General features: G+C 75.1%; 22 protein-coding genes and 1 pseudogene. 6 read left to right on the forward strand and 17 right to left on the reverse strand.

All coding sequences use genetic code 11. The annotated features are described in order from the left end of the window. Positions 1–138 precede the first annotated feature (138 nt). Positions 139–591: pseudogene (locus H7H31_RS17215) on the reverse strand (MarR family winged helix-turn-helix transcriptional regulator); the annotation flags it as partial. Between the two features lie 546 nt (positions 592–1,137). On the opposite strand from H7H31_RS17215, the gene H7H31_RS17220 reads away from it, so the two are divergent. Beyond that, a complete protein-coding gene (locus H7H31_RS17220) occupies positions 1,138–1,341 on the forward strand; it encodes a hypothetical protein (RefSeq protein ID WP_176162763.1) in 204 nt (67 codons plus the stop codon). Between the two features lie 451 nt (positions 1,342–1,792). Here H7H31_RS17220 and H7H31_RS17225 read toward each other — a convergent pair whose 3' ends face one another. From H7H31_RS17225 to H7H31_RS17250, 6 genes are all read right to left on the reverse strand, one after another. Then, positions 1,793–2,623, reverse strand: a complete 831-nt coding sequence (locus H7H31_RS17225; protein ID WP_176162762.1) for an RNA polymerase sigma factor SigF — start codon at positions 2,621–2,623, stop codon at positions 1,793–1,795. A gap of 188 nt (positions 2,624–2,811) precedes the next feature. After that, positions 2,812–3,888, reverse strand: coding sequence for an RNA polymerase sigma factor SigF (locus H7H31_RS17230; RefSeq protein ID WP_187118252.1), 1,077 nt, complete (start codon positions 3,886–3,888; stop codon positions 2,812–2,814). Between the two features lie 671 nt (positions 3,889–4,559). Next, entirely contained in the window at positions 4,560–4,853 is a 294-nt protein-coding gene (locus H7H31_RS17235; protein WP_187059600.1) for a Dabb family protein, read from the reverse strand. 112 nt (positions 4,854–4,965) lie between these two features. Then, on the reverse strand, positions 4,966–5,130 hold the full coding sequence (locus H7H31_RS17240; RefSeq protein WP_176162760.1) for a hypothetical protein: 165 nt from the start codon (positions 5,128–5,130) through the stop codon (positions 4,966–4,968). A 264-nt stretch (positions 5,131–5,394) separates the two neighbouring features. Next, positions 5,395–6,240, reverse strand: coding sequence for an NUDIX hydrolase (locus H7H31_RS33990; RefSeq protein WP_187117957.1), 846 nt, complete (start codon positions 6,238–6,240; stop codon positions 5,395–5,397). A 179-nt stretch (positions 6,241–6,419) separates the two neighbouring features. After that, positions 6,420–7,949: a hypothetical protein gene (locus H7H31_RS17250; protein ID WP_187059871.1), complete on the reverse strand. Its 1,530-nt coding sequence runs from the start codon at positions 7,947–7,949 to the stop codon at positions 6,420–6,422. A gap of 1,137 nt (positions 7,950–9,086) precedes the next feature. On the opposite strand from H7H31_RS17250, the gene H7H31_RS17255 reads away from it, so the two are divergent. The 4 genes from H7H31_RS17255 to H7H31_RS17270 all read left to right on the forward strand — a co-directional run bounded on the left by H7H31_RS17255 (position 9,087) and on the right by H7H31_RS17270 (position 13,682). Then, the gene (locus H7H31_RS17255) at positions 9,087–10,559 is read left to right on the forward strand and encodes a hypothetical protein (protein WP_232109914.1); all 1,473 of its coding nucleotides are present in this window, start codon (positions 9,087–9,089) and stop codon (positions 10,557–10,559) included. Positions 10,560–10,713: 154 nt separating this feature from the next. Further along, a complete protein-coding gene (locus tag H7H31_RS17260) occupies positions 10,714–11,367 on the forward strand; it encodes an RNA polymerase sigma factor (protein WP_187061103.1) in 654 nt (217 codons plus the stop codon). After that, complete coding sequence (locus H7H31_RS17265; protein WP_187061104.1) at positions 11,364–12,377, forward strand: CU044_5270 family protein; 1,014 nt, start codon at positions 11,364–11,366, stop codon at positions 12,375–12,377. The genes H7H31_RS17260 and H7H31_RS17265 overlap by 4 nt, the downstream gene beginning before the upstream one ends. A gap of 405 nt (positions 12,378–12,782) precedes the next feature. Further along, complete coding sequence (locus H7H31_RS17270) at positions 12,783–13,682, forward strand: class I SAM-dependent methyltransferase (RefSeq protein ID WP_187061105.1); 900 nt, start codon at positions 12,783–12,785, stop codon at positions 13,680–13,682. A 55-nt stretch (positions 13,683–13,737) separates the two neighbouring features. Here H7H31_RS17270 and cpt read toward each other — a convergent pair whose 3' ends face one another. From cpt to H7H31_RS17295, 5 genes are all read right to left on the reverse strand, one after another. Then, on the reverse strand, positions 13,738–14,271 hold the full coding sequence (gene cpt, locus H7H31_RS17275) for a chloramphenicol phosphotransferase CPT (RefSeq protein ID WP_232109915.1): 534 nt from the start codon (positions 14,269–14,271) through the stop codon (positions 13,738–13,740). 40 nt (positions 14,272–14,311) lie between these two features. After that, on the reverse strand, positions 14,312–15,127 hold the full coding sequence (locus H7H31_RS17280; protein ID WP_187061106.1) for a M23 family metallopeptidase: 816 nt from the start codon (positions 15,125–15,127) through the stop codon (positions 14,312–14,314). 55 nt (positions 15,128–15,182) lie between these two features. After that, a complete protein-coding gene (locus tag H7H31_RS17285) occupies positions 15,183–15,401 on the reverse strand; it encodes a DUF397 domain-containing protein (protein ID WP_187061107.1) in 219 nt (72 codons plus the stop codon). Then, complete coding sequence (locus H7H31_RS17290; protein WP_187061108.1) at positions 15,379–16,227, reverse strand: helix-turn-helix domain-containing protein; 849 nt, start codon at positions 16,225–16,227, stop codon at positions 15,379–15,381. The genes H7H31_RS17285 and H7H31_RS17290 overlap by 23 nt, the downstream gene beginning before the upstream one ends. A 170-nt stretch (positions 16,228–16,397) precedes the next feature. Beyond that, positions 16,398–18,521, reverse strand: coding sequence for a bifunctional serine/threonine-protein kinase/glutamate ABC transporter substrate-binding protein (locus H7H31_RS17295; RefSeq protein ID WP_232110317.1), 2,124 nt, complete (start codon positions 18,519–18,521; stop codon positions 16,398–16,400). A 286-nt stretch (positions 18,522–18,807) separates the two neighbouring features. On the opposite strand from H7H31_RS17295, the gene H7H31_RS17300 reads away from it, so the two are divergent. Then, positions 18,808–19,350 carry a GNAT family N-acetyltransferase gene (locus tag H7H31_RS17300; RefSeq protein WP_187059792.1) on the forward strand — a complete coding sequence of 181 codons (543 nt, stop codon included), beginning with the start codon at positions 18,808–18,810 and terminating at the stop codon, positions 19,348–19,350. Between the two features lie 28 nt (positions 19,351–19,378). Here H7H31_RS17300 and H7H31_RS17305 read toward each other — a convergent pair whose 3' ends face one another. The 5 genes from H7H31_RS17305 to H7H31_RS17325 all read right to left on the reverse strand — a co-directional run bounded on the left by H7H31_RS17305 (position 19,379) and on the right by H7H31_RS17325 (position 26,211). Continuing rightward, positions 19,379–19,606, reverse strand: a complete 228-nt coding sequence (locus H7H31_RS17305) for a hypothetical protein (RefSeq protein ID WP_187059793.1) — start codon at positions 19,604–19,606, stop codon at positions 19,379–19,381. A gap of 272 nt (positions 19,607–19,878) precedes the next feature. Beyond that, positions 19,879–20,199, reverse strand: coding sequence for an SCO4225 family membrane protein (locus H7H31_RS17310; RefSeq protein ID WP_187059794.1), 321 nt, complete (start codon positions 20,197–20,199; stop codon positions 19,879–19,881). 109 nt (positions 20,200–20,308) lie between these two features. Continuing rightward, positions 20,309–20,980 carry a response regulator gene (locus H7H31_RS17315; RefSeq protein WP_187059527.1) on the reverse strand — a complete coding sequence of 224 codons (672 nt, stop codon included), beginning with the start codon at positions 20,978–20,980 and terminating at the stop codon, positions 20,309–20,311. Next, the gene (locus H7H31_RS17320) at positions 20,977–23,598 is read right to left on the reverse strand and encodes a histidine kinase (RefSeq protein ID WP_187117958.1); all 2,622 of its coding nucleotides are present in this window, start codon (positions 23,596–23,598) and stop codon (positions 20,977–20,979) included. Before H7H31_RS17320 ends, H7H31_RS17315 begins: the two co-directional genes overlap by 4 nt. A 261-nt stretch (positions 23,599–23,859) precedes the next feature. After that, positions 23,860–26,211, reverse strand: coding sequence for an MMPL family transporter (locus H7H31_RS17325; RefSeq protein WP_187062801.1), 2,352 nt, complete (start codon positions 26,209–26,211; stop codon positions 23,860–23,862). Between the last annotated feature and the right edge of the window lie 225 nt (positions 26,212–26,436).

The raw sequence follows: 26,436 nt of genomic DNA on the forward strand, positions 1-26,436 counted from the left end.
GCCCGGGTCGGGCTCGACGCCGGGGGCCGGGTCGGGGCCCGGGGCCGGCGCGGGGCCTGGGTCCGGGGCCGGGGCCGGGACGGCGGTGGGCGGCGCCGGCGCCGCCGCCAGGTCCGCGGCCGGGGCGCGCGGCGGCGGGGCGGCGAACGGCGAGGGGCGGGCCCGGCAGTCGCCGAAGCTGCCCCGCAGCCGGGCCAGCAGCGTGTTGAGCTGCCCGAGGTCCGCGTCCGACCAGTCGCTCAGGTAGTGCGCGAGCACCTCCGTGTAGCGGTCGGCCACCTCGTCCAGCAGGGATCTGCCACGCGCGTTGATCCGGAGCAGCCGGGACCGCTTGTCCTGCGGGTCGGGCTGCCGGTCGATCCAGCCGCGCTCGGCGACGTGCGCCGCGTGCCGGCTGGTCACGGACATGTCGATGGACAGCAGCTCGGCGAGCTTGCTCATCCGCATCTCGCCGTGCCGGTTGAGGACCATCAGCACGATGGCCGACGCCGGCGGGCAGTCGGCGGGCAGGGCGCGGCCCAGGTCGCGCTGGATGGCCGCGGTGGCCGACAGCTGCCGCGCCAACTCGCGGTACTGCTCCTGCGTCGCCATCGGTGCTCCTTCCTGGTGTGGCGGGTGTGCGGCGGGCGTGCGCCGGGGCCGGCCGGGCGGACAGCCGTGTTTGACGGCGTTTGACGGCGTTCGGCGGTGGCGCGCTGTGCTGCCGGGGCGCCGTGCCCGGGGGGCGTGCGCCGCGCCGGGCGCCGGCCCGGCGCACGCGCCGGTGGCGCCGACCGGAACGGGCCCGGCTCGGCCTGCCCGGTCTCGGTGGGCTTGAGGTATGGGGTGTGTGATCCGCTGCGGGTGCGGCCCGTGCGTGGCGCCGGGCCCGTACGTGGCCGCTGCCCCCGGCGGCGCCCCCGGTCTGGTGGGCCGGGGGTCGGTCGCCGGCGGCGGGCTCGTCGGACCCGGTGATCAAGTTGCTTAGGGCAACCATAAGAGAAGTTAGTTGCTACAGGCAAATGAAATGACCGGTCGCGGAGTAAACACCCGACAAAGCCTGTGCCGGCCCCCGGTCAAGTCGGAAAAGGGCCCGTCAAACCCCCTGGAAACCCCGGGGGTGTGCGCGATTCCACAGGTTCGCTAGGGTCGGGGTCCATGGCGAACAACCCTGGCCCCGAGGGCAACTACGACCCGGCTGGCAGCACCCAGATGTTCCGCGCCTTTGTTGACGAGGGCACGCAGCAGCAGCCCCAGCCCGCCGCCGGACCCACCTCGTCCGGCCCACGCTTCGGCGTGATCATCGGTGTGATCGTCGCGGTGGCGGTCGTCGCCGCCGTCGCCTGGCTCGCCCTGGCCTGACCCGCGTCGCCCCGACCGTCCCCGTACGCCCACCCCCCGGCAGCCCGCCACCCCGCCAGCGCCCCGCGCACGGCGCCCGACGGGCTGCCGGACCGTTTCTGTGGGCGGTGTGAGGGGTGGCCGCGCTGTGGCGGGCTCGCGTGTGAGGCGAGCGGCCCTCGCGGGGCGGGTCGCCCGTGCGGGGCTGAGTCGCCGCTCGCGGGGCGGGCCGCTGGGCGTTAGCTGAGCCGTCGATCGCGGGGCGGGCCGCCCGTGCGGGGCTGAGCCGTTGTTCGCGGGCCGAGTCGCCCGCGCGAGGCTGAGCTGCCCGCGCGGAGCCAGTCGCCCGGCGGGCATGGCCGGGCCGGTCGGCCTGGGACGCGCGCACCCCGCCCCTCCCGCCGGCTGCGGCGCGCGGCAGCGGCGTGCTGGAGGAGCGGGGTGGGGGTGGATCTCTCGGTGGTGGGGGCGATCAGTCGGCGATGAGGCCCTCGCGGAGCTGCGCGAGGGTGCGCGTCAGCAGCCGGGAGACGTGCATCTGGGAGATGCCCACCTCTTCGCCGATTTGCGACTGCGTCATGTTCCCGAAGAAGCGGAGCATGATGATCTGGCGCTCGCGCGGCGGCAGTTGGGCCAACAGCGGCTTGAGCGACTCGCGGTACTCCACGCCCTCGAGCGCGCTGTCCTCGTACCCGAGGCGGTCGGCCAGCGAGCCGTCCGCGCCGTCGTCCTCGGGCGAGGGCGAGTCGAGGGAGCTGGCGGTGTACGCGTTGCCGACGGCGAGGCCGTCGACCACGTCCTCCTCGGAAACGCCCAGGCAGGTGGCGAGTTCGGGAACGGTGGGCGAACGGTCGAGCTTCTGCGAGAGCTCGTCGCTGGCCTTCGTCAGGGCGAGCCGCAGCTCCTGGAGCCGGCGCGGGACCCGTACCGACCAACTGGTGTCTCTGAAGAACCGCTTGATCTCACCGACCACCGTCGGCATCGCGAACGTGGGGAACTCCACGCCCCGTTCGCAGTCGAACCGGTCGATCGCCTTGATCAGCCCGATGGTGCCGACCTGGACGATGTCCTCCATCGGTTCGTTGCGGCTGCGAAAGCGCGCCGCCGCGTACCGGACCAGGGGGAGATTGAGCTCGATCAGGGTGTCGCGTACGTACGTGCGCTCCGCGCTGTCCTGGTCGAGCGCGGCGAGCCGCAGGAACAGGGAGCGGGAGAGGGTGCGAGTGTCGATGGCGCCGCCATCGTCAAGCACGCGTGATGCGTCAGTGGTGAGCACCTTCGAGCTGCCCAAATCTACGGACATGCCACCCCCTTTGAGGTCGCGGACGGTCGCGGTAGCGCTCGCGGGTGAAGGAACGCAACCTCCCCCTGAATACCGGAAGATCGGCCGCGCCAAACACCGTTCCTGCAGAATGTCACATGTCGGCAACACGCTGTAGCGCCATGTCGACATTACTGCCTGAGGGCCGTTCGTGGGGTCCCCTTCGCGAGTTACGGCTCGATTCGATTTGCGGAACGTAGCCGAGCAAAGCTGCGCGACAGCAGCCGCGAGACGTGCATCTGGGAAACGCCGAGCTCGGCGCTGATCTGCGACTGGGTGAGGTTGCTGTAGTAGCGCAGGAGCAGGATGCGCTGCTCGCGCTCCGGCAGTTGGACGAGCAGGTGGCGTACGAGGTCGCGGTGCTCGACCCCGGCGAGGGCGGGGTCCTCGTAGCCGAGGCGGTCGAGCAGCCCGGGCAGCCCGTCACCCTCCTGCGCGGCCTCCAGGGACGTCGCGTGGTACGAGCGACCCGCCTCGATGCAGGCGAGCACCTCGTCCTCGCCGATGCCCAGGCGGGCGGCGATCTCCGCGGTGGTGGGGGAGCGGCCGTGCAGCACCGTCAGGTCCTCGGTCGCGCCGCTGACCTGCACCCACAGCTCGTGGAGCCGCCGTGGCACGTGGACGGTCCGTACGTTGTCACGGAAGTAACGTTTGATCTCGCCGACGACCGTGGGCATGGCGAAGGTCGGGAACTGCACTCCGCGATGCGGATCGAAGCGGTCGATGGCGTTGATGAGCCCGATGGTGCCGACCTGGATGACGTCCTCTATGGGCTCGTTGCGGCTGCGGAAGCGGGCCGCGGCGTACCGCACGAGCGGCAGGTTGGCCTCGATCAGCGCGGTCCGCACCCGGGCGTGCTCCGGGGTGCCCGGCTCAAGCCCCGACAACTCGGCGAACAGCACCTGGGTCAGCGCCCGCGCGTCCGCGCTGCGCCGCTCGCGCGGGGTGGCGCCGCCCTCGGTCTCGACGTCCGACGCGGTCTCGACACCTGGCGCGGCAGCGGCCCCGGCCGCGCCGGTAGCCGTGCCTGTGCCCGCGCTTGTGCCTGTACCTGTGCTCGTGCCCGCGCTTGTGCCTGCGTCTGTGCTCGGGCCCGTGCCCGTGCTCGCGCTCGGGTCCGTGCCGGGCGGGGCGGTGGCCGGTGGTGTGGCCGGCGGGCGGGCGGGTGGTGGGTCGGGGGCCGTCGCCGCGGGGCCGGACGCGTCGGGCGCGCGGCGGGGGGCCCCGGGGCCGCCCGTGGGCCGGATCGTTTCCCCGCCGCGGGTCGCGGTGCCGCCCGGTCGACGCCGGTCGGCGCCCGCGCCGGTGCCGGTACGGGCCGCCGTGTCGGCCCCGGCTCGGGTCGCGGTGTCGGCCTTTCCAGCACGGGCCGCGCCGGCATCGGCCGCGTCCGCGCTCGGGCCCCCGCTCGGCGCGGGGCCCGGGGCGGTGGCGCGCTCCGGGCGGCCCTGGTCAGCGGGGGGCTCGCTCGCGGGAGCGGGAGCGGGAGCGGAAGCGGGGGCGTCCGGGTGGGGCGGGGTGGCCGGGGTGGTGGCGCTGGCGGGTGGGTCGGCGGCGGGGGGCGCGGCTGTGGCGGCGTCCCGCGCGGGTGCGGGATCGGTCGCTGGGTCGGGCGCGGGGGCGGTCGTGGGCTCGGCGCGGGCCGCGCGCTCGCCGGTGCCGGCCTGGGGTGGGGCCTTGGGTGCAGTACGGGCCGTCACGGTCACGCCACCCTTCAGGTCGTCCCAACCCAATCATCCGGCAAAAGCGGTCATAGCATCACAAGACATGTCCGCTGTGTGCAAGCACCGCATAGCTCCGTGTTGATGGGTGAGTTGACGCGCGCGGCGGCCGACGCGGGGCCCGCTTCCGCTGCCCCAGACGGCGAACAGCCCCCCGCCGTGTGGCGGGGGGCTGCGGGTCGTACGGAGCAAGTCGCTCAGAACTCGTAGTCGGCGATCACCCAGGTGGCGAACTCGCGCCACCGCGCGGCGGCGGCCTGGTGGGCCGGGTGTTCGAGATAGCGGGTGAGCGCGTCCCGGTCGGCGACGGCCGAGTTGATGGCGAAGTCGTACGCGATGGGCCGGTCGGTGATGTTCCAGGCGCACTCCCAGAACGTCAACTCGGGGACGATCCCGTCCAGCTCCTGGAACGCCTTCACGCCGGCGACCACGCGCTCCTCGTCGCGGGAGACGCCTTCGTTCAGCTTGAACAGGACCAGATGACGGATCACTGGGTTGCCCTCCGTACGGATGACGCGGGTGGTGGGTGCGTGGCGGCGGCTGACGCGGGTGGTGGGTGTCGGGCGGTCGTGGTCGTGGTCGGGCGGTCCGCTGCCCGACCGGTCACTTGACCAGCTCGGTCATGAAGTCGCCGATGCCCTTGGCCGCGTCCGAGATGCCCTCGAACCCGATCTGGACGAGCTCGGCGGCCCGCGCCGGGGAGTTGATGATCGTGTACAGCACGAAGACGACAAGTATGTAGGTAGCGATCTTCCTCGCCTGAGCCATACCGCTCGCCTCCCCTGCGTCTTCTGTGAGCTCGCGAGAGTCTATCCACAGGGGTGGGCCGATCGAGTGAGTAGTGCGATCGTTCACGCGCTCTTCAGTGGCGTGAGGGAGGGGAGAACACCGCGCGGACGGGCCCGTTCTCCGGGCGCGGCCCCTGCCGTCGCGCGCCGACGCCGGCGTGCCGAGGCCGTCGGCCGCCCCTCCCGCTCGTCTGTTCGTCTGTTCGTCCGCTCGTCTGCCGGAGCGCGCCGGACTGGTCGGCCGTCAGCCGCCGTCGGCGCTCGCGGGCGTGGGCGGGGCGGGGGCATCCAGGAGGCCGGCCAGGCGGGCGCGGGTGTACGCGGCGATGGTGAAGGCGTCGGTGACGGCGCCGGTGGCGATCATTTCCCCCAGGGCGGCGTACGAGACCGTCATCATGCGCCGGATGCCCTCGGCGACGTCCCGCGCGCCGGGGTACGGCTGGCCGCCGTACTTTCGGACGTCACCGCCGCTGTCCCGCTGCCCCTCACCCTGTTGCCCCTCACCCCGCTGCCCCTCGTCCTGCCGGCCGTCGCCGGGCTCGCGGTCCGTCGCCTCCCCGGGCGACGGGGTGGTGGCGGGCGTGGGGTGGGGGACGCGGGCGGCGAAGAGTTGGACGCGGCTGCCCAACAGGCCCGTGTCGGGGTGGACGTCGCCGAGCGGGACCAGCTCGGTCGCCCGGGCGCCGATCTCCTCGCGCAGTTCGCGCGCGGCGCTGTCGGCGCCGGTCGCGCCGGGCTCGCCCATGCCGCGCGGAACCTCCCAGTGCCAGGCCCGGGTGGCGTGCCGGTAGTGCTCGACGAGGACGACGCGCCCGGTGGGCAGGAGCGGCAGGACGACCACGCCCGGGTCCGTGGCGCGGGGCAGAACGCGCAGGTAGAGGCCGTGCGCACCGTCGGGAAAGCGCACCGCGTCGCGTACGACGGTCACGTACGAGTCCTCGTAGACGACGCCGACCGGCGTGTCGGGAGCGGCTCCGGCGCCGCGTCGCGCGGCCTCGACCGCCTCGGGGGACAGCAGGAGGTCGATCCCGTCCGGGCTGTTGACGAACAGGTCGGGGCGCTCGGCGCGCAGCCGGTCGTAGCGGTTCATGGCGCCTTTCGTGGCGGACGTCGTTCCGCACCCAGTGTCCGCCGAGCGGACGTCCGCCGTCCGCCGCTCGTGCCAACTCCGGGCGGCCGACAGCGCGTCCCCCGTGCGTCCGACCACGCGCCCCGACCGCGCGGACGCCCGACGGCCGGCCCCCTCCCACAGTGGGCCGGCCCTGGGGCTCAGTACTCCAGGTCGTCCCGCATGGTGGTGGAGTTGTTGGCGCCCGGGTTCGGGGCGACCTCGCGGTAGCCGGGGAGCCTTTCCACCAGGTCCTGGAAGCGCTGCCACGCGGCCAGCGTCTCCAGCCGTACGGTGGCGATCTCGCGCGCGAACTTCTGCTCGCGGCGCCCGGCGATCCGGTTGCGGAGGACGAGCCGCACGGAACCGCCGTACGTGTCCAGCGCGGTGGCGCCCAGCGCGCCGGTCAGCGACCAGCTCTCGTCGCCGGTGACGGCGGTGACGACCGAGCCCCCGACGTTGACGACCACCTCGACCACCGGGGACCAGGACGCGGAGTGGCCGCCACGCCGGGCCGCCGCCAGTTCGACGATCTTCCGGTTGAGCGCGATGTAGCGGTCGAAGACGAGCCCCACGCGGTCGCCGAAGGTGGCCGGGTCCGCGAGGAGGTGGTCGAAGGCGGTGATGTACGCGTTCCACGCGCCGGTCTCCCGCAGCGTGGCGATGTCACCGAGTTCGAGGACGTCGAGCTCGGCCGGCGTGAGGCCGCCCTGCACCGTGCTGAACGCCTGCCGCTGGAGGAAGCGCAGCAGCTCGGAGAGTTCGTCCGGGTCCTCGATGACCCGGCCCGCCCCCGAGGGGGACGAGGAGCCGCGGAGGTCCCGCCACTCCTGGAGCGCGACACGCTGCAGGCTGCCGCCCGGCGTCAGCGGATACATGCTCAGGGCGTCGGCGAGGTTGACGTTGTAGATCAGGTCGAGCAGTTGCTTGATCTCCCCGGCGAACGGCTTGTCCCGGTCGTACCGGCCCTCCGACACCGGCCGGCCCGGCACCGAGACGAACCGCTCGTACAGGACGTTGCGGGTGACCGGGCGCCCCTCGACGCTCAGCTCGTTGCTGTGGTCCACGACCTGGCCGATGCGGCGGGCGAAGGCGGGCAGTCGTTCCTCCTCCACTCCGACCTGCTGGGCCAGCAGCGGGAGGTCCTTGGCGGTCAGGGCCTGCACCCGGGCGGCGAAGGGGCGGAAGAGGGCGTTCTGCGTGTCCAACCGGTTCTGCTCGTCGTTCCAGGACATCCGCAGGCAGGTCATACGGGCCGTCGCGGGCAGCGTCGCCAGGGTCTCCTGCCAGGCGGTGAAGGCCGTCTCGTCCAGGTCGACGTTGGTTGGTCGGTCGGTCGGCTCCCGCTCGTGCAGGAGGAAGGGGACCAGGGAGCCGTCGGCCAGGAGCTTCTGGTGGGCCCGGCGAGCGGCGTCGTCGTACAGGTAGTCGCGGCTGATCGCCGCGTTGTTGTAGAAGTAGGTGCGGTTGGCGACGACCTGCCGCGTGTTGATGAGGCCGCGGAAGTACTCGGCCCGCACCTCCTTGCCGCGTACGTCGTCGACCTCGCTCAGCGACCGGCCGCGCGCGATCATGTCCCGGGTCAGTTCCGCGTTGACCCACTGGTTGTCCAGCGACTGCGCGATGACCGCGCCCTTCTTGAGACCACTGGGCCGCACTCTGGCCACCTGCTCGTCATGCCGCTGCGTCATCCGCTCCCCCTCTGTCCCGCTGACGTCACGGAGTCCCCGCCCCGCCGCCGCCTCAACCGCGTTCGACGCGCGCGTCGGGAGCCGGTACGGGCGCATGCCCGGCGCGGCCCCTTCGGCACCGAGCGCGGCCGGGCGGTCCGGGCGCGTCCGGACGAGGGCCGAGCCCACGGGCCGCCCCGCCCCGCCGGGGCCGGGCCGTGCCCCGCTGGCTTCCGCCGCGCGCGTGCGGCGTCGCCGCGTCGCGGCGCGCACCGTCTGCTCCGCTGACGATGGACGTACGGACCCGCCTCACCCGTGTACGCGCGGGCGTAGGTCCGCTCCTTCGACGCCTCACGCTAGCGCTCTGTCACGCCCAAGAGCGCGCGAATAACGGGAAGTTGGCCGAAATCGCGGTGTCCACATGCCGGCACATGCAGGGCACGCATGGTACGGCCGCCACATCTCCCGCCCCGGCCAACCAACGCCGACCCGCCGCGTGCCGCGTCGACTGCCGCGAGCCGAGCCGACCCGCCGCGTGTCGCCCCGCGCAGCGACCCGCCGCGCTCCGTCCGGCCAAGTGCTCGTCCGCCAGACCGAGTTGACCTTCCAACGGGCTGTTCGTCCGACCGCGTGCCCCGTAGGGTCGTACGCGCCGCGCGTCCGGCAGGGGGCCGGGCGGGCGGGGTCCGAACGGGGCCGGTCCGGTGGGGTGGGTTGGTGTCGTGGCCGCGGGCGCGGCGCGGCGGCGGTCGGCCGGCCGGGCGTACGGCAGCAACGTCCCAGGGGGGTACGTCGATGGTGTGGGAAGAGCGCGACGCGGCCGGCAGAGACAAGGGTGCCGGGGAGCCGGCAGGGCCCCCCGCGTCCCCGCCCCAGCCACCCGGCGCCGCACCACCGCCCGCGCCCCCCGCCCCACCCGCCTACGGCGCCCCACCCGCCTACGGCGCCGCGCCGCCACCACCGCCCCCGGGAGCGCCCCCGGGCTGGCCCGCGCCCCCGCCGCCCGCCGCGCCCCCGCCCGAGGACCGGCCGGTCGGGGAGCGGCCCACGCTGTATCTGTCCGCGCTGCCGCCGGGGCCCGCCGGCGCGCCGCCGCCACCGTTCGGCGCGCCGCCCGTGCCGCCGGCGCCGCCCGGGCCGCCCGTTCCGCTGCGGGCGGTGGCCGTGGGGCTGCTCAACCTCAGTGGTCTCGGCGTCGGTTACGCCCTGCTGCGCGTGTGGTGGGCGGTCGCCGCGTGCTGGGCGGCCACGGCCGGGCTGCTCCTGCTGGCGCTGCCGGCCGAGCCGGACGGCGTGGCCGGTGGCGTCGTCGCGGGGTACCTGGTGGTACTGGCGGCGGCTGCCGCGCACGGCGCGTTCCTCGGGCTGCGTCGGCCGCTCGCCTGGCCGCCGCGCGCGGCCGTGGCCGTGCTGCTCGGCCTGGCGCTGCTCGCCGCGCCGGGCGGCGGCTACCTCGCGTACGACAGCGCGCGCGACGAGGCCACCGAGGAGATGCTGCTCGACCGCCTCGCGGAGGCCGACGAGCTGGTCAGCGCGCGGGCCGGGCAGCCGTTCGACGCGGCCGAGGCCGACTACCGCCGGGCCCTGGACGGCTACGCCGCCCTCACCGACGACCACCCCGGCTCGCGGGCCGCCAAGCGCGTGCCGGAGCGGATGAAGACGTACTACGAGAGCGTGGGGGCGACGTACGACCGCAGGGACTTCTGCGCGGCGATCGAGCCCCTCACGTTCCTGCGGACCGTTCCGCGGCGCGTCGACGAGCGGCACCTGGGCAAACTGACCGGCTGGCCCGACGACCGGCTGGCGAACTCGCTGTACGAGTGCGGGGTGAGCGGGCTCGGCCAGGCGTCCGCCGACGGCGGCAAGACCAAGCACCTCGGCGAGTTGCTCGCCGACTTCCCCGACTCCGCGCCGGCGGCGAGGGTGGAACCGGCCGTGAGCGCCGCGATCAGCACGGCGGCCGGCGGCATCAAGGGCGCCGAGCCGTGCACGGCCGTCACCAACCTGCGCACCCTCAGCGTCCAGGCCGGCACGCTGGCCAAGGCGGCCGGCGCCGGGTCCGCCGCGCTGACCCGGGACGCGGGCGCGGCGAGCGGGCACGTGCGCGCCGGCACCTACGCGTGCGGCGTCGACCAGTACCAGGACGGCCGGTTCGACGCGGCCCTGACGACGATGAACGACTTCGCCCGCACCTACCGCGACGACGGGAACCGGCCGCGCGCGCAGAAGATCGCCATCGCCGCGGAGATCGCCAAGAAGCTGCCCGACGCGGGCAAGCGGCTGCCGACGACGGCCTCCGGTGGCGGCGTGAGAGTCACGGTCAAGAACGACAGCCCGAACGCGGTCGAGATTCTCTACACGGGCCCGGTCACCGGCAGGTTCACGCTCTCGGCGTGCGACGGCTGCACGACGTACGCCAACCGCGCGCAGGCGCGCGACAAGGCGTGCCAGAGCGGAAAGAGCTACCCGCAGCGCACGCTGTCGCTGCCCGTCGGCACCACGTACTTCCTGCACAAGTCGCAGGGCACCAGCAACTCATCCGGCACCGACACGGCGCGCATCGAGCCCGGCTACACGTACACGGAGTGCGCGTACGCCGTGAGCCCGTTCGGCATCGGCCCCGCCACCTGAGCACCCGCTGTCCGTGGCCCGAGCGGCCTTTGTCCGTCGTCCGAGCGCCCTCTGGCCGCTACCCGGGCGGCCGACGACCGGCCGTCCGACCGCGCGCGGGCCGGTGTGACCCGGATCACGCGAACGCGGTCGGGCGGTCGGACAGGTGAAGGGTGTGGAGCATTCATTACGGGCGCGGGTGCGAGACGGGGAACCGGACGCGTTCCGGCGGCTGTTCGACGACCACGCGACGGCCGTCCACCGGCACGCCCTGCGGCTGACCGGAAACTGGGCCACCGCCGAGGACGTGGTGTCCCTGACCTTCCTGGAGGCGTGGCGGCTGCGCGAACGGGTGCTCCCCGACGGCGACGACCACCTGCACCCGTGGCTCCTCGGGATCGCCACGAACGTCCTGCGCAACACCGCGCGGGCCGCGCGCCGGCACCGTAACGCGCTCGCCCGGCTCCCGGTGGGCGACGCGGTGCCCGACTTCGCGGACGAGGTGGCGCAGCGGATGGTGGACAGCGAGGAGTTGGCCGCCGCGCGCCGGGCCCTGGCCGGGCTGCGCCGCCTGGAGCGCGAGGTGGTCACGCTGTGCGTGTGGGAGGGCCTGGACTCGACCACGGTGGCCAACGCGCTCGGCGTGCCGGTCGGCACCGTGCGCTCCCGGCTCTCGCGCGCCCGCAAGCGGCTGCGCAAGCTCACCGAGGCCGAACTGAGGAGAAAGCCCCCGCGGGCCGTCGTCCGCCCGCCCGAGCCGAGGCCCCTGGTGGTCGGCCCGTGCGCGGCCGGCTCCGGGCGCGGGGTCACGGAAGAGAGGAACCCATGAGCGCCTTTCCGCGGAAGGGAGACGAGGCGGGCGAGTGCGAGGAGTTGGCGGTGTTGCTGCCGACCCCCCACGTGCCCGGACTCGCCCCGGACCGCCATCGCGAGCTGCGGGAGGGGATCGTACGGGAGATCGGCCGGCAGTTGGCGGTCGAGGAGACACCGTGCGCGCGCCACCGGCCGCGCTGGCGCCGGTTGACCACCGTGGTGGTGCCGATCGTGGTGGTGGTGACGACGGCCGTGGTCGCCGTCCTCGTCCGCACCGCCGGCCAGGACACGTCGCCGCACGCCGTCAGCGTCAGCGACGAGCCGTCGGCGGTCCACCTGCTGGACCAGGCCGCGGCGGCGCAGGCCGGCCGCCCACCGGTCACCGTCCGCCCGGACCAGTACGTCTACGTCCGACACCTCGGGGACGGCCAGGTCCTCGGCTTCGGGCTGCGCGGCTTCGGCCAGCGCGAGGACTGGTACGCGGCGCGGGCCGAGACGAGCGGGGTCATCCGGGTCACCCCCGTCACGAGGGGCGAGGCCCCGCGGAGCCGTTACGAGCCCACGAGCCAGAGCATGACGGGCACCAACGACGCCCCACCGCCGTGGCCCCTCACCCGCCTGGGATCCCTGCCCACCGACCCCGACCTGCTGCTGAGCAAGCTCTACGAGGACACCGGAGGGCAGGGGCCGAGCCGGGACGAGGCGGTCTTCGAGCTGATCAACGAGGTGATCGACACGACCACCCTGGAGCCCAACCTCAACGCGGCGCTGCTGCGCGCCGCCGGTCGGCTCCCCGGCACCACCGTCAAGGAGGACGTACGGGACGGCGCCGGCCGCCACGGCGTCGGCCTGACCTTCCGGTTCCCCCCGTCGTCCCCGACGACCTGGGTCTTCGACCCGCACACCCTGACCTACCTGGGCACCACGGAGTCGGCGCTGCTTGAGGTGGCCGTGGTGGACGAGAAGTTGCGGGTGCCCGACCGGTCGACCCCCGGCCCGAGCCCGGGCGAGACCTCGATGCTGTAACCGGGCGCGCGCCGCCGGAACGCGCCGCGCGCCCCCACCCCAAGGGCGCCGGCTGACCCCGCGTCGCCCGCGCCCCACAGAACGAGCCCACCCGGGCTCAACGAGCCCCCGCCCGGCCGGCCGCCCCCGGCGGCCCACGGCGCGGGGCGCCCGCCGGTCAGCGGGCCTGGCGGAGCAGGGGCCGCCGGCCCGCGACCGGCACGAGGAAAGGCGGTCAGCGCTCGCCGTGGAGGGGACGGCGGGCGCTGACCGCGGGGTGCGGCGGGCCCGGGGCGGGTGGCCCCCGGTCAACCCGCCCCGTACGAACGTGTCCGCGCCGACCTCGGGGAACGCCGCCGGTGGCCGGTGACTGTGCCATGCTCGCTGGCTGGTCAGGCGGGATTTCGTGGTAGTCGGGAGTGTGACATGGGTGCTGATGCGCATGCGGGTGACGGGTACGGCGAGGGCAACATCTTCCTCAGGTTCCTGCAACACGTGGGCTGGGGCGACCTGTTGAACGTCGGCTACTTCACGCTGCCCACGCTCCCCGCCGCCGTGGGCGGCGGTGGGTACTTCCAGCGGGCGCTCGTACGGCGGTCGCTGGCGCTCCTGGACGCGGCACCCGGCGACCTGGTCCTCGACGCCGCCTGCGGGCGCGGCTACACCACCGCCCGGCTCGCCGACGCCGGCTGCCGGGCCCTCGGCGTCGACCTCGGCGAGCGCCAGATCGCCCTGGCCAGGGCGCGGTTCGGGCACCGGCCCCGGGTGTCCTTCGCCGTCGCGGACGTGACCCGGTTGCCCGACGAGGCGGGCGGTACGGAGTTCGCGGACGGTTCCTTCGATCGGGTGCACTGCCTGGAGGCCGCGTTCCACTTCGGCCCCGAGGGGCGGGACGCCTTCCTCGCCGAGAGCCACCGCGTGCTGCGCCCCGGGGGCCGGCTCGTCCTCGTGGACTTCACCTGGCCCGACGAACGGTCCGCGCGGATCGACCAGCTCGACCCCCGGGGCCTGGTGCGCGCGTCCTGGCAGTTCGACGACTTCGAGCGGCTCGACCGCTACCTGGCCAGCGCCACCAAGGCCGGCTTCGAGGTCCGCGCCGTACACGACTGGACCCGCCCGGTCGTCCGCCGCTCGGCCCGCCTCATCGGCACTGTGGGAGCCGTCGTGTCCACTCGCCCCGGCCGCCTCGCCTTCCGCACCCGCTGGCCGAGCCTGCGCGAGTTCACCCCGGCCGACTGGCAGGCCCTGTGCCCCGTCATCCGGGCCCACGTGGCGGCGAGCCGGGAGGTGGGGTACACGGCGTTGGTGCTGGACAAGCGGGGGTAGGGGCGGGCCGGCGCCCGGACCGGAGCCGTGGGGCCGTGGGGCCGTGGGGTGCTGTCTACCCGAGCCGCGCGGCGATCGCGTGCGCGCACTCCTCGGACCCGCTACGCGTCGTGTCCACCTCCAGGTCGTACGCCACGCCCCGGTGCGCGAGGTGGGCCTGCGCGGCGGCCATGCCCGGCACGCGGTCGCCGCGCGCCAGTTCGCGACTGGCCGCGACCTCGGGGGCGCAGCGGACGCCCACCCACAGCACCTCCAACCCGGCCAGCGCCCGCCGCCACCGCTCCTGGGAGGCCGGGCCGCCGAGGAAGACATCGTCGACGATCACCCGGGCGCCGGCCCGCGCCATCGCGGCCACCCCGGTCTGCCAGGCCGCCTCCAGCTCCCGGAACCGTGGCCCGGGGGTGACTCCGCCGTCGTCGGCGAACTCGATTCCCTCGCCGGCGTTCTGCAGGGACGCCGGCATGGCCTCGATGAGCGAGTCGACCGCCATGAGCAACCACGGCTCGGGCAACACCTCCTGCAGAGTCCGCGCGAGCCGCGTCTTGCCCGAGCTGGAACCGCCGTTGAGCACGATCACCTGAGTCGTCACCGCGTCACCGTAGGAGCGGGGCGGCGGGCTGGCAAGCGGCTTAACGGGGGCCGGGGGCGGCGGCCGTGAAGCGGGTGCGGTCGGCGGGCACGCCCACCTGCTCGCGGCCGTCGTCGTCGGTGTACCGCCAGGTGAACGGCAGGCCGTGGGCCGAGGTGAGGTCGGGGCCGTCCATGAGCTGGAAGTGCAGGTGGGGCTCGGAGGAGTTGCCCGAGTTGCCGCACTCGGCCAGCGGCTGGCCGGCCGCGACCCGCTCGCCCACGGTCACCCGCAGCGAGCGCCGCCGCAGGTGGGCGAAGACGGCGTACGTACCGTCGCCGAGGTCGAGCACGAGGTGGTTGCCCAGGATGTGGCGGGGATCGGCCAGGGAACGCACGAAGCCCTCCACCAACAGGTAGCCGAGGCCGGCGAGCGAGGTGCGGGACAGGTGGTCGCGCTGCCCGTCGGCGGCGGCCACCACCCGGCCGTCGGCCGGCGCGAGCAGCGGCTCCCCGTACGCCGGGTAGGCAGCCGGGCGGCGCGCGATCGGCCACACCCAGACGGGCTCCGGCGCGGGTCGGCGCACGAGGTCGATGGCGTACGTCTGCGCCAGGCTGTGGGTGTGGCTGGGCACCTTGGTGGCGGGCCCGTTCAGCGCCACCCAGTGGCCCCGCACGGGTGCGCCCAGGGCCACGGGCGGGGTGACGCCCCTCGGCGGGCGCTGCGCCCGCGTCAGGAACCACCGCAACAGCAGGCCACCCAGCAGCAGACCGACGCCGGTGAACCACAGCGCCCCGAGCCCCGAACCGTTGACGACGACGCACACGGTTCCCACGGCGATCAGCAGACCGTGGTGCTTGCGCAGGAGGAGGAGCATGGGACCTCTTCTGGAGCGGGTGGGACGTCGGGTGGCCCCGGTACGAGGTGGGTGACTAGGCGAACTCTCCCCGCTGTACGGCGTTCACGAACGCCGCCCACGCCTGTGTGTCGAAGGTCAGGGTGGGGCCGTCGGGGTTCTTGCTGTCGCGGACGGGGACGGTGCCGTTGGCGGCGGCCGAGGGCGCCCACTCGACGCAGTTGCCGCCTCCACCGTTGCTGTGACTGGACTTGATCCATACGGTGCCCGCATCAGGTCCGGGTGTGATGCTCATGTGGCAGTGCCTCCATCGTCGAGCGGATAAGAGCCGCGGAATCTGTGGGCGATAGAGCGTGAGCCCTCATCCGATCGTAGGCCCGGCGACGTGCGGTGGCCTCGATCGGGTCTTCCAACAGGTTTCCCGTATCGATGCTCTCCTCGTACGCGATGACAGCGCCCTTCTCCAGGGTCATCAGCGTCAGTGAGCCACCCAGTAGCGCGTGCGCCCCATGGGAGAAGGGCATGACCTGAATGACGGTTGCCGGCCCGTCCACCAGCGGCAGCAGAGTTGCCAACTGCTCGCGCATGACCGCAGGTCCACCCACCACACGACGTAGTACCGTCTCATCGAGAATGATGGACAACTCTGGTGGGGGTTCCGCGCGCAGCAGAGCCTGTCGGCTCAGTCGGGCCGAGACCTTGTCCTCGATCTCCTCCGGGATCGCCTGAGGGTTGCTCACACGAAACAGAGCCCGGGCGTAGGGGTCCGTCTGCACCAGCCCCGGCACGACGTGTCCGGCGTACTCGTTGATGACCCGCGCCTGCGCCTCCAACTCCATGCGCCGCCGGTACCTGTCCGGATGGACCTCTTTGCGGGCCAACTCGTAGAGCTTGCCGAACAGTCCGTCCGTGCCGAACGCGGTGTCCAGCTTGGTCGGGAGATCGGGCGGGACCATCGTCTGGGCGGTCTCGAAGCGATGCAGCGAACTCTTGCCGTACTTGAGCACCTCCCCCAGGGCATCAAGGGACATGCCCGCCGCCTCGCGGAGTCGGCGCATCTCCGCGCCGAAGAGGTGTCGGGCGGACCTGTCGGGGGTCAAGTCACGGGGGCGGGCGGACATGCGCAACCTCTTTTCCCGTCAACGACGGTGAGATACGAGCCGCGTGTCAGCCTACGCACGGCTGCGCGACCGTCGCACTACGCACCGTAGTTCTCCTCATTCCGGATCACAGGGTGGGACATGGCTTCCGTCAGCCAACGGCAGCCGCGCGTACGGGCGTTCGTCCGTCGTCACGGCTTCAGCAGCGGCACGTTCTTGCGGACCGCCTTGTCCCACGAGCCGTCGTCCACCATCTTCTTCAACGCCTTGTCGACCTCGCCCGTCAGCGGGCTGTCCTTGGCCAGGCCCACTCCGTACGGCTCGTTGGACAGGGACAGGCCCGCGAGGCGGTAGGCGCCCGGGCGCAGGGACGCGTATCCGGCGAGCAGCGCGTTGTCGGTGGTGACCGCGTCCACCGAGCCCTGGTCCAGCGCGTCGACGCAGCGCGCGTAGGACTCGTACTCCACGACCTGCGCCTGGGGCGCGATGTCCGTTCGCAGGCGCTGGGCCGGTGTGCTGCCGGCGACCGTGCAGACGCGCTTGCCGCCCAGGTCCGACGCCTCGCGCACCGAGGTGTCGGACCTGGGGAGGAGTACGTCCTGGTGGGCGGTCAGGTAGGGGCCGGCGAAGTCGACCCGCTTCTCGCGCGCCTCGGTCATCGTGTACGTCGCCACGACGAGGTCGACGCGCCCGCTGGTCAGCAGGGTCTCGCGGTCGCTGCTGCGCACCTCCTGCCACACGATGTCGGCGGGGGTGTGTCCGAGTGCCGTGGCGATGTACGTCGCCACGTCCACGTCGAGCCCCGCGTAGCTGCCGTCGGGGCGGCGGAAGCCGAGGCCCGGTTGGTCGGACTTGACGCCGATGGTGATCTTCTTGCCCGTGCCCTTGTCGTCGTCCACCGTGGCGGGGGTCTCGCGGGTGGGCGACGTGGGTTCGGTCGTGGGCTGGCGACCCTTGGCTGGCCGTTCGCCGCCCTTGCCTGAGCCGCCGTCGGGCAGCAGGTTCCAGGTGAGGAGGCCCGCGAGGGCGAGGGCGCCGGCCGTGGCGGCGTACAGCGCGCCCCGGCGCGAGCGCCGGCCGGCGGGCGGCGCGGTGGGTGGCGGGCCCTGCGGCGGGGCGGGTAGCGGGGCCGGCGCGAGGAACGCCGGGTGCGGTGCCGGTGCGGCGGGCGGGGCGGACGGGCGCGCGGCGGGCGGGGTGAGGTGGTAGTCGCCGGACGCGGGCGTGGAGAGGGCGGGCGGTGGCCCGAAGGTGTCGGAGGGGCGGGCGGAGTGGGTGGCGTGCGTGGCGGGGCTGGCGGGGGCGTCGGCCGTCGCGGAGGGCGGGTGCGTGCCGGGGGTGGGGGGTTCGGTGGAGGCCTGTCGGTCGGCGGTCGGCGCGGCGGCGGTGGGCGCGGCGGGGGCGGGCGCGGCGGGGGAAGGCGCGGCAGGGGTGGCTTCCCCGACACCCGTACCACCCGTACCGCTCGTACCGCCCGCGCCGCCCGCCGCAGGCTCCGCCTGCGCCGGCGCGCGCCGTGACGCGGGCCGTGGCTCGGACGGCGGCCCGGACGGTGACTCGGCTGCCGCCAGGAGGCGGTCCAGCGTGGCTGCGTCGGGGCGGTGGCCGGGGGAGCGGACGAGCAGGGCGCGCAGCGGCTGCGTCAGCGCGCCCGCGCGGGTGGGTGGTGGGACGTCCTGGCCGACGATGGCCGCGAGGGTGGCGAGGGTGTTGGCGCGCCGCAGGGGGTGGCGGCCCTCGACGGCCACGTACAGCATCATGCCGAGCGACCACAGGTCGGCCGTGGCGTCGCCGTCCTGGCCGGCGGCGCGTTCGGGCGCCATGTACTCGGGGGTGCCGATCAGCGAGCCGGCCGCGGTGAGCACGGTGGAGCCCTGGATGGCCGCGATGCCGAAGTCGGTGAGGACCGGGCGGCCGTCGGGCCGGATGAGGACGTTGGCCGGCTTGACGTCGCGGTGTTGGATGTCGGCCGCGTGCACGGCGACCAGGCCGGCCAGCACGCCCCGGCCCAGCCGCGCCGCCTCGGCCGGGGCGAGCGTCCCCCGGGCCAGCCGGTCGGCGACGTTCTCGCCCGGGACCAGCTCCATGACCAGCCACGGGTAGGGGTGTGCGGGGCCGTCCACGATGTGGTGGATCGTCGCCACGTTGGGGTGGCTGATCCGGGCCAGGGCTCGGGCCTCGCGCAGGACGCGGGCGCGGAGCTGGCGGGCGCCCTCGGGGTCGTGTTCGGCCAGCGCGGGGTCCTGCGGGCGGACCTCCTTGAGGGCCACGTCGCGGTCGAGGGCCAGGTCGCGGGCGCGCCACACCGTGCCCATCCCGCCCCCGCCGAGCCGTTCCACCAGCTCGAACCGACCGTCGATCACCCGACCCACGGGTCCCCCTCACCCTCGTGACCCCCGCGCGCACGCGGCGGTCCGCGCCCGACGCCGGGGCTGACTTTGCCACAGGGGCGCGACGATCGGACCGGGCAGCGACCCCGCCCGCCGCCCATTCGTTACCCGTGCGGCGAGTTCGGCGCGGCGGGCGCGCGCGTTCGGCGCGCGAGGGCGGAGGCGGGGGGCGCCGGTCGGGCCGCGTACCGGGTCGGGGACGATCAGGCCCATGTCGCACACGACCGATCCCCTCGCGGCCCTGTCCTTCCGGCGGGCCGACGCGGGTGACGTGACCGAGTTCGTTCGCCTGCGGGACGCCGCCGCGCGCTGGCAGCGCGCGCGGGGCATCCAGCAGTGGCGGCCCGGCGAGTTGGGCCCGGAACACTTCCGGGCGCGGCTGCGCGAGGGCGAGTTGTGGCTGGCCACGCTCGGGCCGACGGGCCCCACCGTCGGGGCGTGGGAGCTGTGGTGGGAGGACGTGGCGGCGTGGGGGGAGCAGCCGCCGGTCGCCGGCTACGTGCACCGCCTGGTGGTCGACCGGCAGACAGCCCCGCCCGGCGCGGGCCGCCACCTGCTCGCGGTGGCCGAGCGCCGCGTCCTCGCCCACGGGCGCACGCTGTGCCGCCTGGACTGCCTGGCCAACAACGACCGCCTGCGCGCCTATTACGAGGACGCGGGGTACGCCGTGGTCGGCGAGCGGGCGGCGAAGAACGGCGACGGTGGCCGGTCGTACGGCGTGACCCTGTTGGAGAAGCGGCTCACGGCACCGTGAGCCGGGGCCGCCGGCGGCACGCGGCGGCTCAGGGCCCGGTGGCGGCGCCCCGGCTCCGTGGGGTGGGGGCGGCGTGGTGCGCCATGACCGTACGCGTCCACCGCACCAGCCTGTCGATGACCTCCAGCACGACCCGTTGTCGCCCGGCGGGCAGGAAGGGCCAGGTCAGCCACGCCGGCGCGGACAGCAACACGACGGTCAGCAGCGGTAGGACGTAGAGCACGACGAGAAAGGGACGGAACAGCCAGCCAGGCATGCGTCGACCTCCGAGACGCTTTCCCCGCGAGGGGACCCGTGCTGGACGGCGACGCGAACGGGGCAGCCCACGCGTGCTCACGCGTGGAATCTCCGGCTGGAGCCGACACCCAGCAATTGCCGCGAGAGTACCCGGTGATCGGACGCCACGAGCGTTTCTCCCGGAACGTGCGTCACCTTCCGACGCCGCGCCCACCGGTCCGGGCCGAGCGGCGCCGGCGGGGCCGGCCAGGACACCGGGCGGGGTCGAACGGCCCCTCGTTCCGCGACGGTTCAGCCCGGGTGGCGTGGTCCACGGCGCAGGGCGCGGGCGCACCAGCCGATGAGGAGGGCGTTGACCAGGGCGCCGGTGCCGATGGCGACGTAGAGCATCGCCGCGTGGTCGGGCAGTACGAGGAGGATCAGGCTCAGCGGCGCGGTGGCGAGCAGCGGTACGACGCCGGCGAACGACGCGTCGGGGTTGTCGGCCCGGCTCACCACGAGGGCCCAGATCAGCAGGAGCGCGCAGGCGGCGAGGTAGACGCGGGCGAAGACGCTGCGGAGCGCGTCGCGTACGGCGCGCGGGAACGGGTGTGGCGGCGTGGTCTCGGGCATGGTGCGGCTCTCCTTGGGTGGGGGCGTGGTGCTGCCGGTACGCGGGCGGTCCGGGTCGGCGGCGGCCCGTGGCGAGGTGGGGCCCGGGCGGTCAGGCGGGCGGGGGCGGTCAGGCGGGTGAAGGCGGTGGGGTCGGGCGGACCAGGCCGACGTCGTACGCGAGGATCGTCGCCTGCACCCGGTCCCGCACCGCGAGCTTCCGCAGCAGCGCGTTGACGTGGGACTTGACGGTGCCGATGGCGATGCCGAGTTCGGTGGCGATCTCCGCGTTGTTCAGGCCCGTGGCGACCAGGGAGAGGACGTAGCGCTCCCGCGCGGTCAGTTGGCCGATGGCCGACGCGTCCCCGCCGGGCCGGGGGCCGGTGGCGTAGTGGGCGATGAGCCGGCGGGTGGCCGAGGGGGCCAGCACACTCTCGCCGCCCGCCACGACCCGGATGCCGTCCAGCAGTTCGGCGGCCCGCACGTCCTTCAGCAGGAAACCGGACGCGCCGGCGCGCAGCGCCTCGAAGACGTAGGCGTCGAGGTCGAACGTGGTCAGTACGAGGACGCGCGGCGGGTCCTGGCGCCCGGTCAGGACCCGGGTCGCGGTGATGCCGTCGATGCCGGGCATCCGGATGTCCATCACGATCACGTCCGGTGCGAGTCGGTCGCTGAGGCTGACGGCGGCAGCGCCGTCGCCGGCCTCGCCGACGACCGTCATGTCCGGCTCGGCGTCGATGATGGCGGCGAAACCCGCCCGGACGACCGCCTGGTCGTCCACGACCAGCACGCTGAGCGTCATCGGTTCTCCTCCTGCTCCCGGGCGGCCGGCCCCGGGTCGTCCGTGGCGGGGCGCGGTCCGTCGTCGGCGCGCTGAGCGCTGTGGGGTGGGCGGGTCGGGGCGGCTCCGGCGTGGTGCGGGGTGCCGCCGGCTGGCCGCGCGGAGTCGGCCACGGGGAGCGGGGCGTGCGTCGCGGGCGGGCGGTGGTCGTCGCCCGGCCCGGTCGTCGCCGGTGCGGGCGCGGGGTGGGGCGCGGGGAGAGGCAGTCGCAGTACGAGCGCGTCGGGCCCGGTGACGGTCAGGCCGCCGCCGAGGGCGTCGGCCCGCGCCGCCAGACGCTCGCGCGACGCGGGCCGGGTGGCGTGGGGCACGCCGGTCGCGGTGAGGGTCAACACGTGGTCCGTCGCGTCGAGTACGAGTTCGGCCGGCTCGTCGCCGCCCGCCCGCAGGATGGTCTCGGCGGCCCGGTAGGCGGCGATGTCCACGGCGGCCGGCAGCCGTTCGGGCACCCGGTCGGTGAGCCGCGCCCGCACCTGGCGACCGGTGGCCTGGCACTGGTGGACGAGCAGGTCGAGGGCCTGGAGCGTGGGTTGCGGACGCCGTTCGGCGCGGGCCTCCGCGACGCGGACCGTGTCGAGCAGGGCGCGCATGGCGGCGAGCGCGTCGCGGGCCCGGTCCGCGGTCTGCGCGAGCCGGCCCGCCCCCGCCGCCTCGACCACGTCGGCGGTGCGGGCCAGCACGGTGGTCTCCAGGCCGACGGCGATACGGCGCCGCTCGGCCCAGGCGTCCCGTACGGCCTCCTCGGTCCAGGCCGCGACGCGGTCCTGGTGCGCCTCGGACGCGACCCGGCGCCGCCTGCCGTACCAGGTGCCGCCGGCCCAGGCGGCGCCGCACACCAGCGCAGTCCCGGCCGCGCCGACCCCGGCCAGCGCCCAGCCGGCGCCGACGGCGTGACCACCGGCACCACCGGCATCACCCCGACCGGCGGGCCGGGCGGCGAGCACAGCGGCGAGCGCCACGGTCGCGTGCACGCCGGCGGCCACGAACGGCACGACCCGGCGCGGCAGGGCCAGCGCCCGGCCGGCCAGCGCCCCCACGCCGGTCAGGCCGTTCCGTACGCCGGCGCGCGGAAGCGGCCCGGCGTGTCCGGGGGCGCGCCCCGCCACGGCGGCGAGCGCCAGGCCCGTGGCGAGCGTGCCAAGCAGCGGCGGCAGGAGCACCGGCCCCGCGTACCCGCCCGTGGCCATCGCCACCGGCCACAGCGGCGCGAGGGCGAGCAGCGCGGCGAGCGTGGCCCGTGGCGCCCGGCGCAGCCACAACAACGTCAGCACCTGGGCGGTGGCCAGCAGCGCGAACAGCGCGCCGGCCGAGCCGCCCGCGTCGGCGGACGTCGGCTCGTCCCGGACGATGAGGGTGGGCAACAGCGGCTGGAGGCACAGGGCCACGGCGGTGACGTACTGGGCCACCCGGTACGAGCGCGGGACGGCCGCCGTCACCGGCGCCGCCGAGGTGCGCCCCGGCAGCACCGCGCGCACCTCCCACCCGCCGTCCCGCGTCGGCCCGCTGGTCAGCGTGCCGCCCGCCTCCCGGGCCCGGCCGCGCAACAGGTGCTGGCCGCGCCCGCCACCGAGGCCCCGGCCGGGCGGGGTGCCGGGGCCGGGCGCGGCGGGCGGCGCGTTGCGCACCACGATGTCGGTGCGGGAGTCGCCGTGCGCGCACCGGACCGTGGTGGCGGCGCCCGGGGCGTGCCGTACCGCGTTGGTCAGCGCCTCCCGGACGATGCCGTACGCGGTGTCGCCGAGCATGCCGTCCGGCAGGGACTCCGCCTCGACCGTCACCGGCTGGCCGAGGGCACGGAAGCCGGCCACCAGCTCCCGCAGCCGCTCCCGAGGCGCCGGGTGGCCCTGCGGCGAGGGCGCCGGCGCGCGCACCGCGCCGAGTGCCCGCGTCACCTCGCGACCGGTCTCGGCGGCGAACGTCAACGCCTCCCGCGCCAGCTCGGGCCGGCGCTCGCGCAGCCCGAGCGCGGCCTCGACCGTGACGACCACGGCCGTGAGGTGGTGGGCGCTGACGTCGTGCAACTCGCGCTCCATGCGGCGCCGCTCGGCCGCCGGCAACCGGTGCCGCTCGGCACTGGCCCGGCGCAGCCGCGCCTCGGCGGCCCGCCGCGCGGCCCGCGCCCGGCGCGCGTACCGGCCCGCGCCGATCGCCGCCGCGTACAGCAGGGCCGTCCACACCAGGTCGAGGCCCTGGCTGTCGCCGAGCCCATGCAGGCTGAGGCCGTGCGCGAGCTGCCACAGGGCGAGCGTGCCGACGCACAGCCACGCCGTGGTGGCCTCCCGCTCGACGGCGACCGAGAACAGCGCCAACGCGACGCCGGCGCTGCCGAGCACGGCCAGCGCCCCGGTCGGCAGCGGCTGCGCGCCGATCGCGCACCCGGCGGCGACCAGCACGAGCACGGGCACCGGACGGGCCCGGCGGATCGCCAGCGCGACCGTCACCAGGCCGCCCACCAGGGCCGCCGCGAGCAGGTCGGCGCCGCCCGGGGCACCGCCGCGCAGCCACGCGGCGCCGGGCCAGACGACCACCTGGGCGCCGAGCAGCAGGGCCGGCAGGAGCCGGTCGTCAGTTCGTCGCATGATGAAGCCAGGCTAGGGTCGCGCCCCCGCTCCGAGCATCGGGCCACAGGGCGATCACCACCTCTAACCAGGGGTGGAGACCCCGGCGGCGCGTCCCTCCGGGGGCCGGGGGCCTCCGCCCAGCCGCCTCCGCCCCGCCCGTCAGCCGGCATCCCACCGCCCCGCCCGTCGGGCCGGCCCCTTCCGCCGCCGGTAGCGGCCTCCGCCGCCGGGCGGTCCCGCCACCCGGCGGCCGGGGCCCGGCACCGCGCCGCCGGCCCGTTACCGCACCGCCGGCCGGTCGCGGGGCGCGGGGACGGGCCGGGGACGGTGGAGTCCGCGCGGCGGGTGCCAGGCCCGGTCGCCGAGCAGGGACATCGCCGCCGGCAGCAGCACCCCGCGCACGAGCGTCGCGTCGATGAGGATGGCCAGCCCCATGCCGAGGCCCAGCATCTTGTACTCGATGGCGGACAGGGTCAGGAAGACCGTGAAGACGCCCGTCATGATGAGGGCCGCGCTGCTGACCACCCCGGCGCTGACGGCGACGCCGCCGACGACCGCCGCGTGCGGCTCCGCCCCCGCCAGCCACCGCTCCCTGACCCGGCTGAGGACGAAGATGTGGTAGTCCATGCTCAGCCCGAACAGGATGACGAACATGAACAGCGGCAGCCAACTCACCACCCCGCCGTACGAGGTGAACCCGAGCGGCGCTTCCAGGTGGCCGTCCTGGAACACCCAGACCATGGCCCCGTACGCGGCGCCGATCGACAACAGGTTGAGCAGGATCGAAACCAGCGGAACGGTCCAGGACCGGAAGACCACCGCGAGCAGCAGGAACGCGAGGCCGAGGACGAACGCGAAGACGAACGGGGTTCGGTCCCGCACCCGATCGGCGAAGTCGTGGGGCATGGCGGTCTTGCCCGCCACCGCGTAGTCGACGCCTGGCACCGTGCCGAAGGCGGCGGGCAGCGCCCGCTCGCGCAGGGTCGCGAGGGCCCGGTTGGCGACCGGGTCGGTAACGGCGCCGGCCAGCGGCACCCGGACCACCAGCACGTCGCCGACCGGCACCGCCGTGATCGGCTCGCGCAGGGCGCCGCCGCTGGCGGCGGCCCGCTGGTGCAGGCGGTCGACGCCGGCGCGCACGGCGGGGGTGTCGGCCGCCGAGCCGTCCGTGCGCGCGATGACCACCCGGGCCGAGGTGGCGGCCCCGGGGAAGGCGCGCTGCACCTCGTTGGCGGCGTCCACCGCGACCGAGGTGCCCGGCGGCAGGCTCGCGGTCACGGCGGCGTCCTGGAGCCGCATTCCGAACGCGGGCAGCGCCATGACGACCAGGGCGAGCGCCGCGCTCGCGCCGGTCAGCAGGGGCCGCCGTACGACCGCCCGCGCCACCCGGCCCCACAGCCGGGACTCCCGCGCGGCGATCCGGCGCTTGCCGAGCCACGGGACGCGGGCCCGGTCGACCCGGTCCCCGAGCGCCGCGAGCAGCGCGGGCAACACCGTGACGGCGCTGACCACCGCGAGCCCGACCACCAGCACCGTGCCGGCGGTCAGCCCCTTGAAGACGTCCACGCCGGTGAACAGGAGCCCGACCACGCAGGCCATGACGGTCAGCCCGGAGGCCACGATGGCGTGCCCCGAGGTGCGCGCGGTGATGCCCAGCGCGGTGCGCACGTCGTGCCCGGCGGCCCGCTCCTCGCGCACCCGGCGCAGCGAGAACAGCGCGTAGTCGATGCCCACGGACATGCCGATGAGCAGCACGATGGCGGAGGCCGCGCTGTTGAACGGCACCCACCGGGTGACCAGTCGCAGCAGGCCGAAGGCGGCCACCACGGTCGTCGCCGTCAGCAGCAGGGGCAGCCCCGCGGCGATCAGCGAGCCGAAGACGACGAGCAGGATCAGCAGGGTGAGCGGGAGGGAGGTGGCCTCGGCGGTCCTGAGGTCGTCCTTGATCCCGTCGTTGATCGCCTCGGAGAGGCTGTGGTCACCCGCCTGCGCCAGGCTGACCCGCGGATGGCGCTCCCGCACCTGGTCGACGGCGCGCTCGACGGCCGCGTAGTGCGCCCTGAACTCCTCGTCGGGTCCGGCCACTTCGAAGGTGACGAGGCCGGCGCGGCCGTCCCGGGAGAGCCAGCGCGCGCCGTGCGCGCCGAGTGGCGAGCCCACGTCCCGTACCGCCCCGGGCGCCCGGCGCAGCTCGGCCACGAGGTCGGCGGTGGCCGCGCGCAGTTCGGCGTGGTCGGCGAACCGCCGGGTCTCCCCGGTGTCCCGCGAGCGGACCAGCACGTTCTCCCGTATGGAGTCGCCGCTGTGCTGCGTCCGCACCCACTCCTGCGCGCGCCCGGCCTCGCCGGGGTCGACCGAACGGGCCTCCTCGCCGCCGGCCATGGCGCCGGCGAGAACGGCCAGCACGACCAGCGCGAGCCACCCGGTGATCGCCGCGGCCCGGTGCCGGGCGGACCATCCGGCGACGGACGCGACCAGGCTCGGCCGGGCCCGCCCGGCGACGCGGGAAGTGTGCGGGGCGGCCGCGTGGGGAGCGTCCGGACCGGCCGCGTGGGGGCCGTCCCGTAACGCCGCGCTGTCCGGCCCGGCGTCGTCGGGCGGATGCTGGCCGGACTTGATTCTGGGCAGCATGAGCTGCTCTCCTCTGTCTCGGTGGAGTGTTCCTGCGCAAGCTCGCCGGTGGTGGGCGTGACGTCGCCGCTGGCGAGGTGGTTCGGCTCCCCGTGCCCGGGCCGTCGAGTTGCCGCTCGACGGCCCGGAACCGTGATCGGGAAGGCCCGAACCCGGCCCGTGAAGGCCGGGAACCCCGGCCTGGAGACGCGGCCGGGCATGTCGGTCCGGGACCGTCTGGCGCGG

It is taken from the genome of Streptomyces buecherae (assembly GCF_014295035.1).
GTDB classification, from domain to species: Bacteria; Actinomycetota; Actinomycetes; order Streptomycetales; family Streptomycetaceae; genus Streptomyces; species Streptomyces youssoufiensis.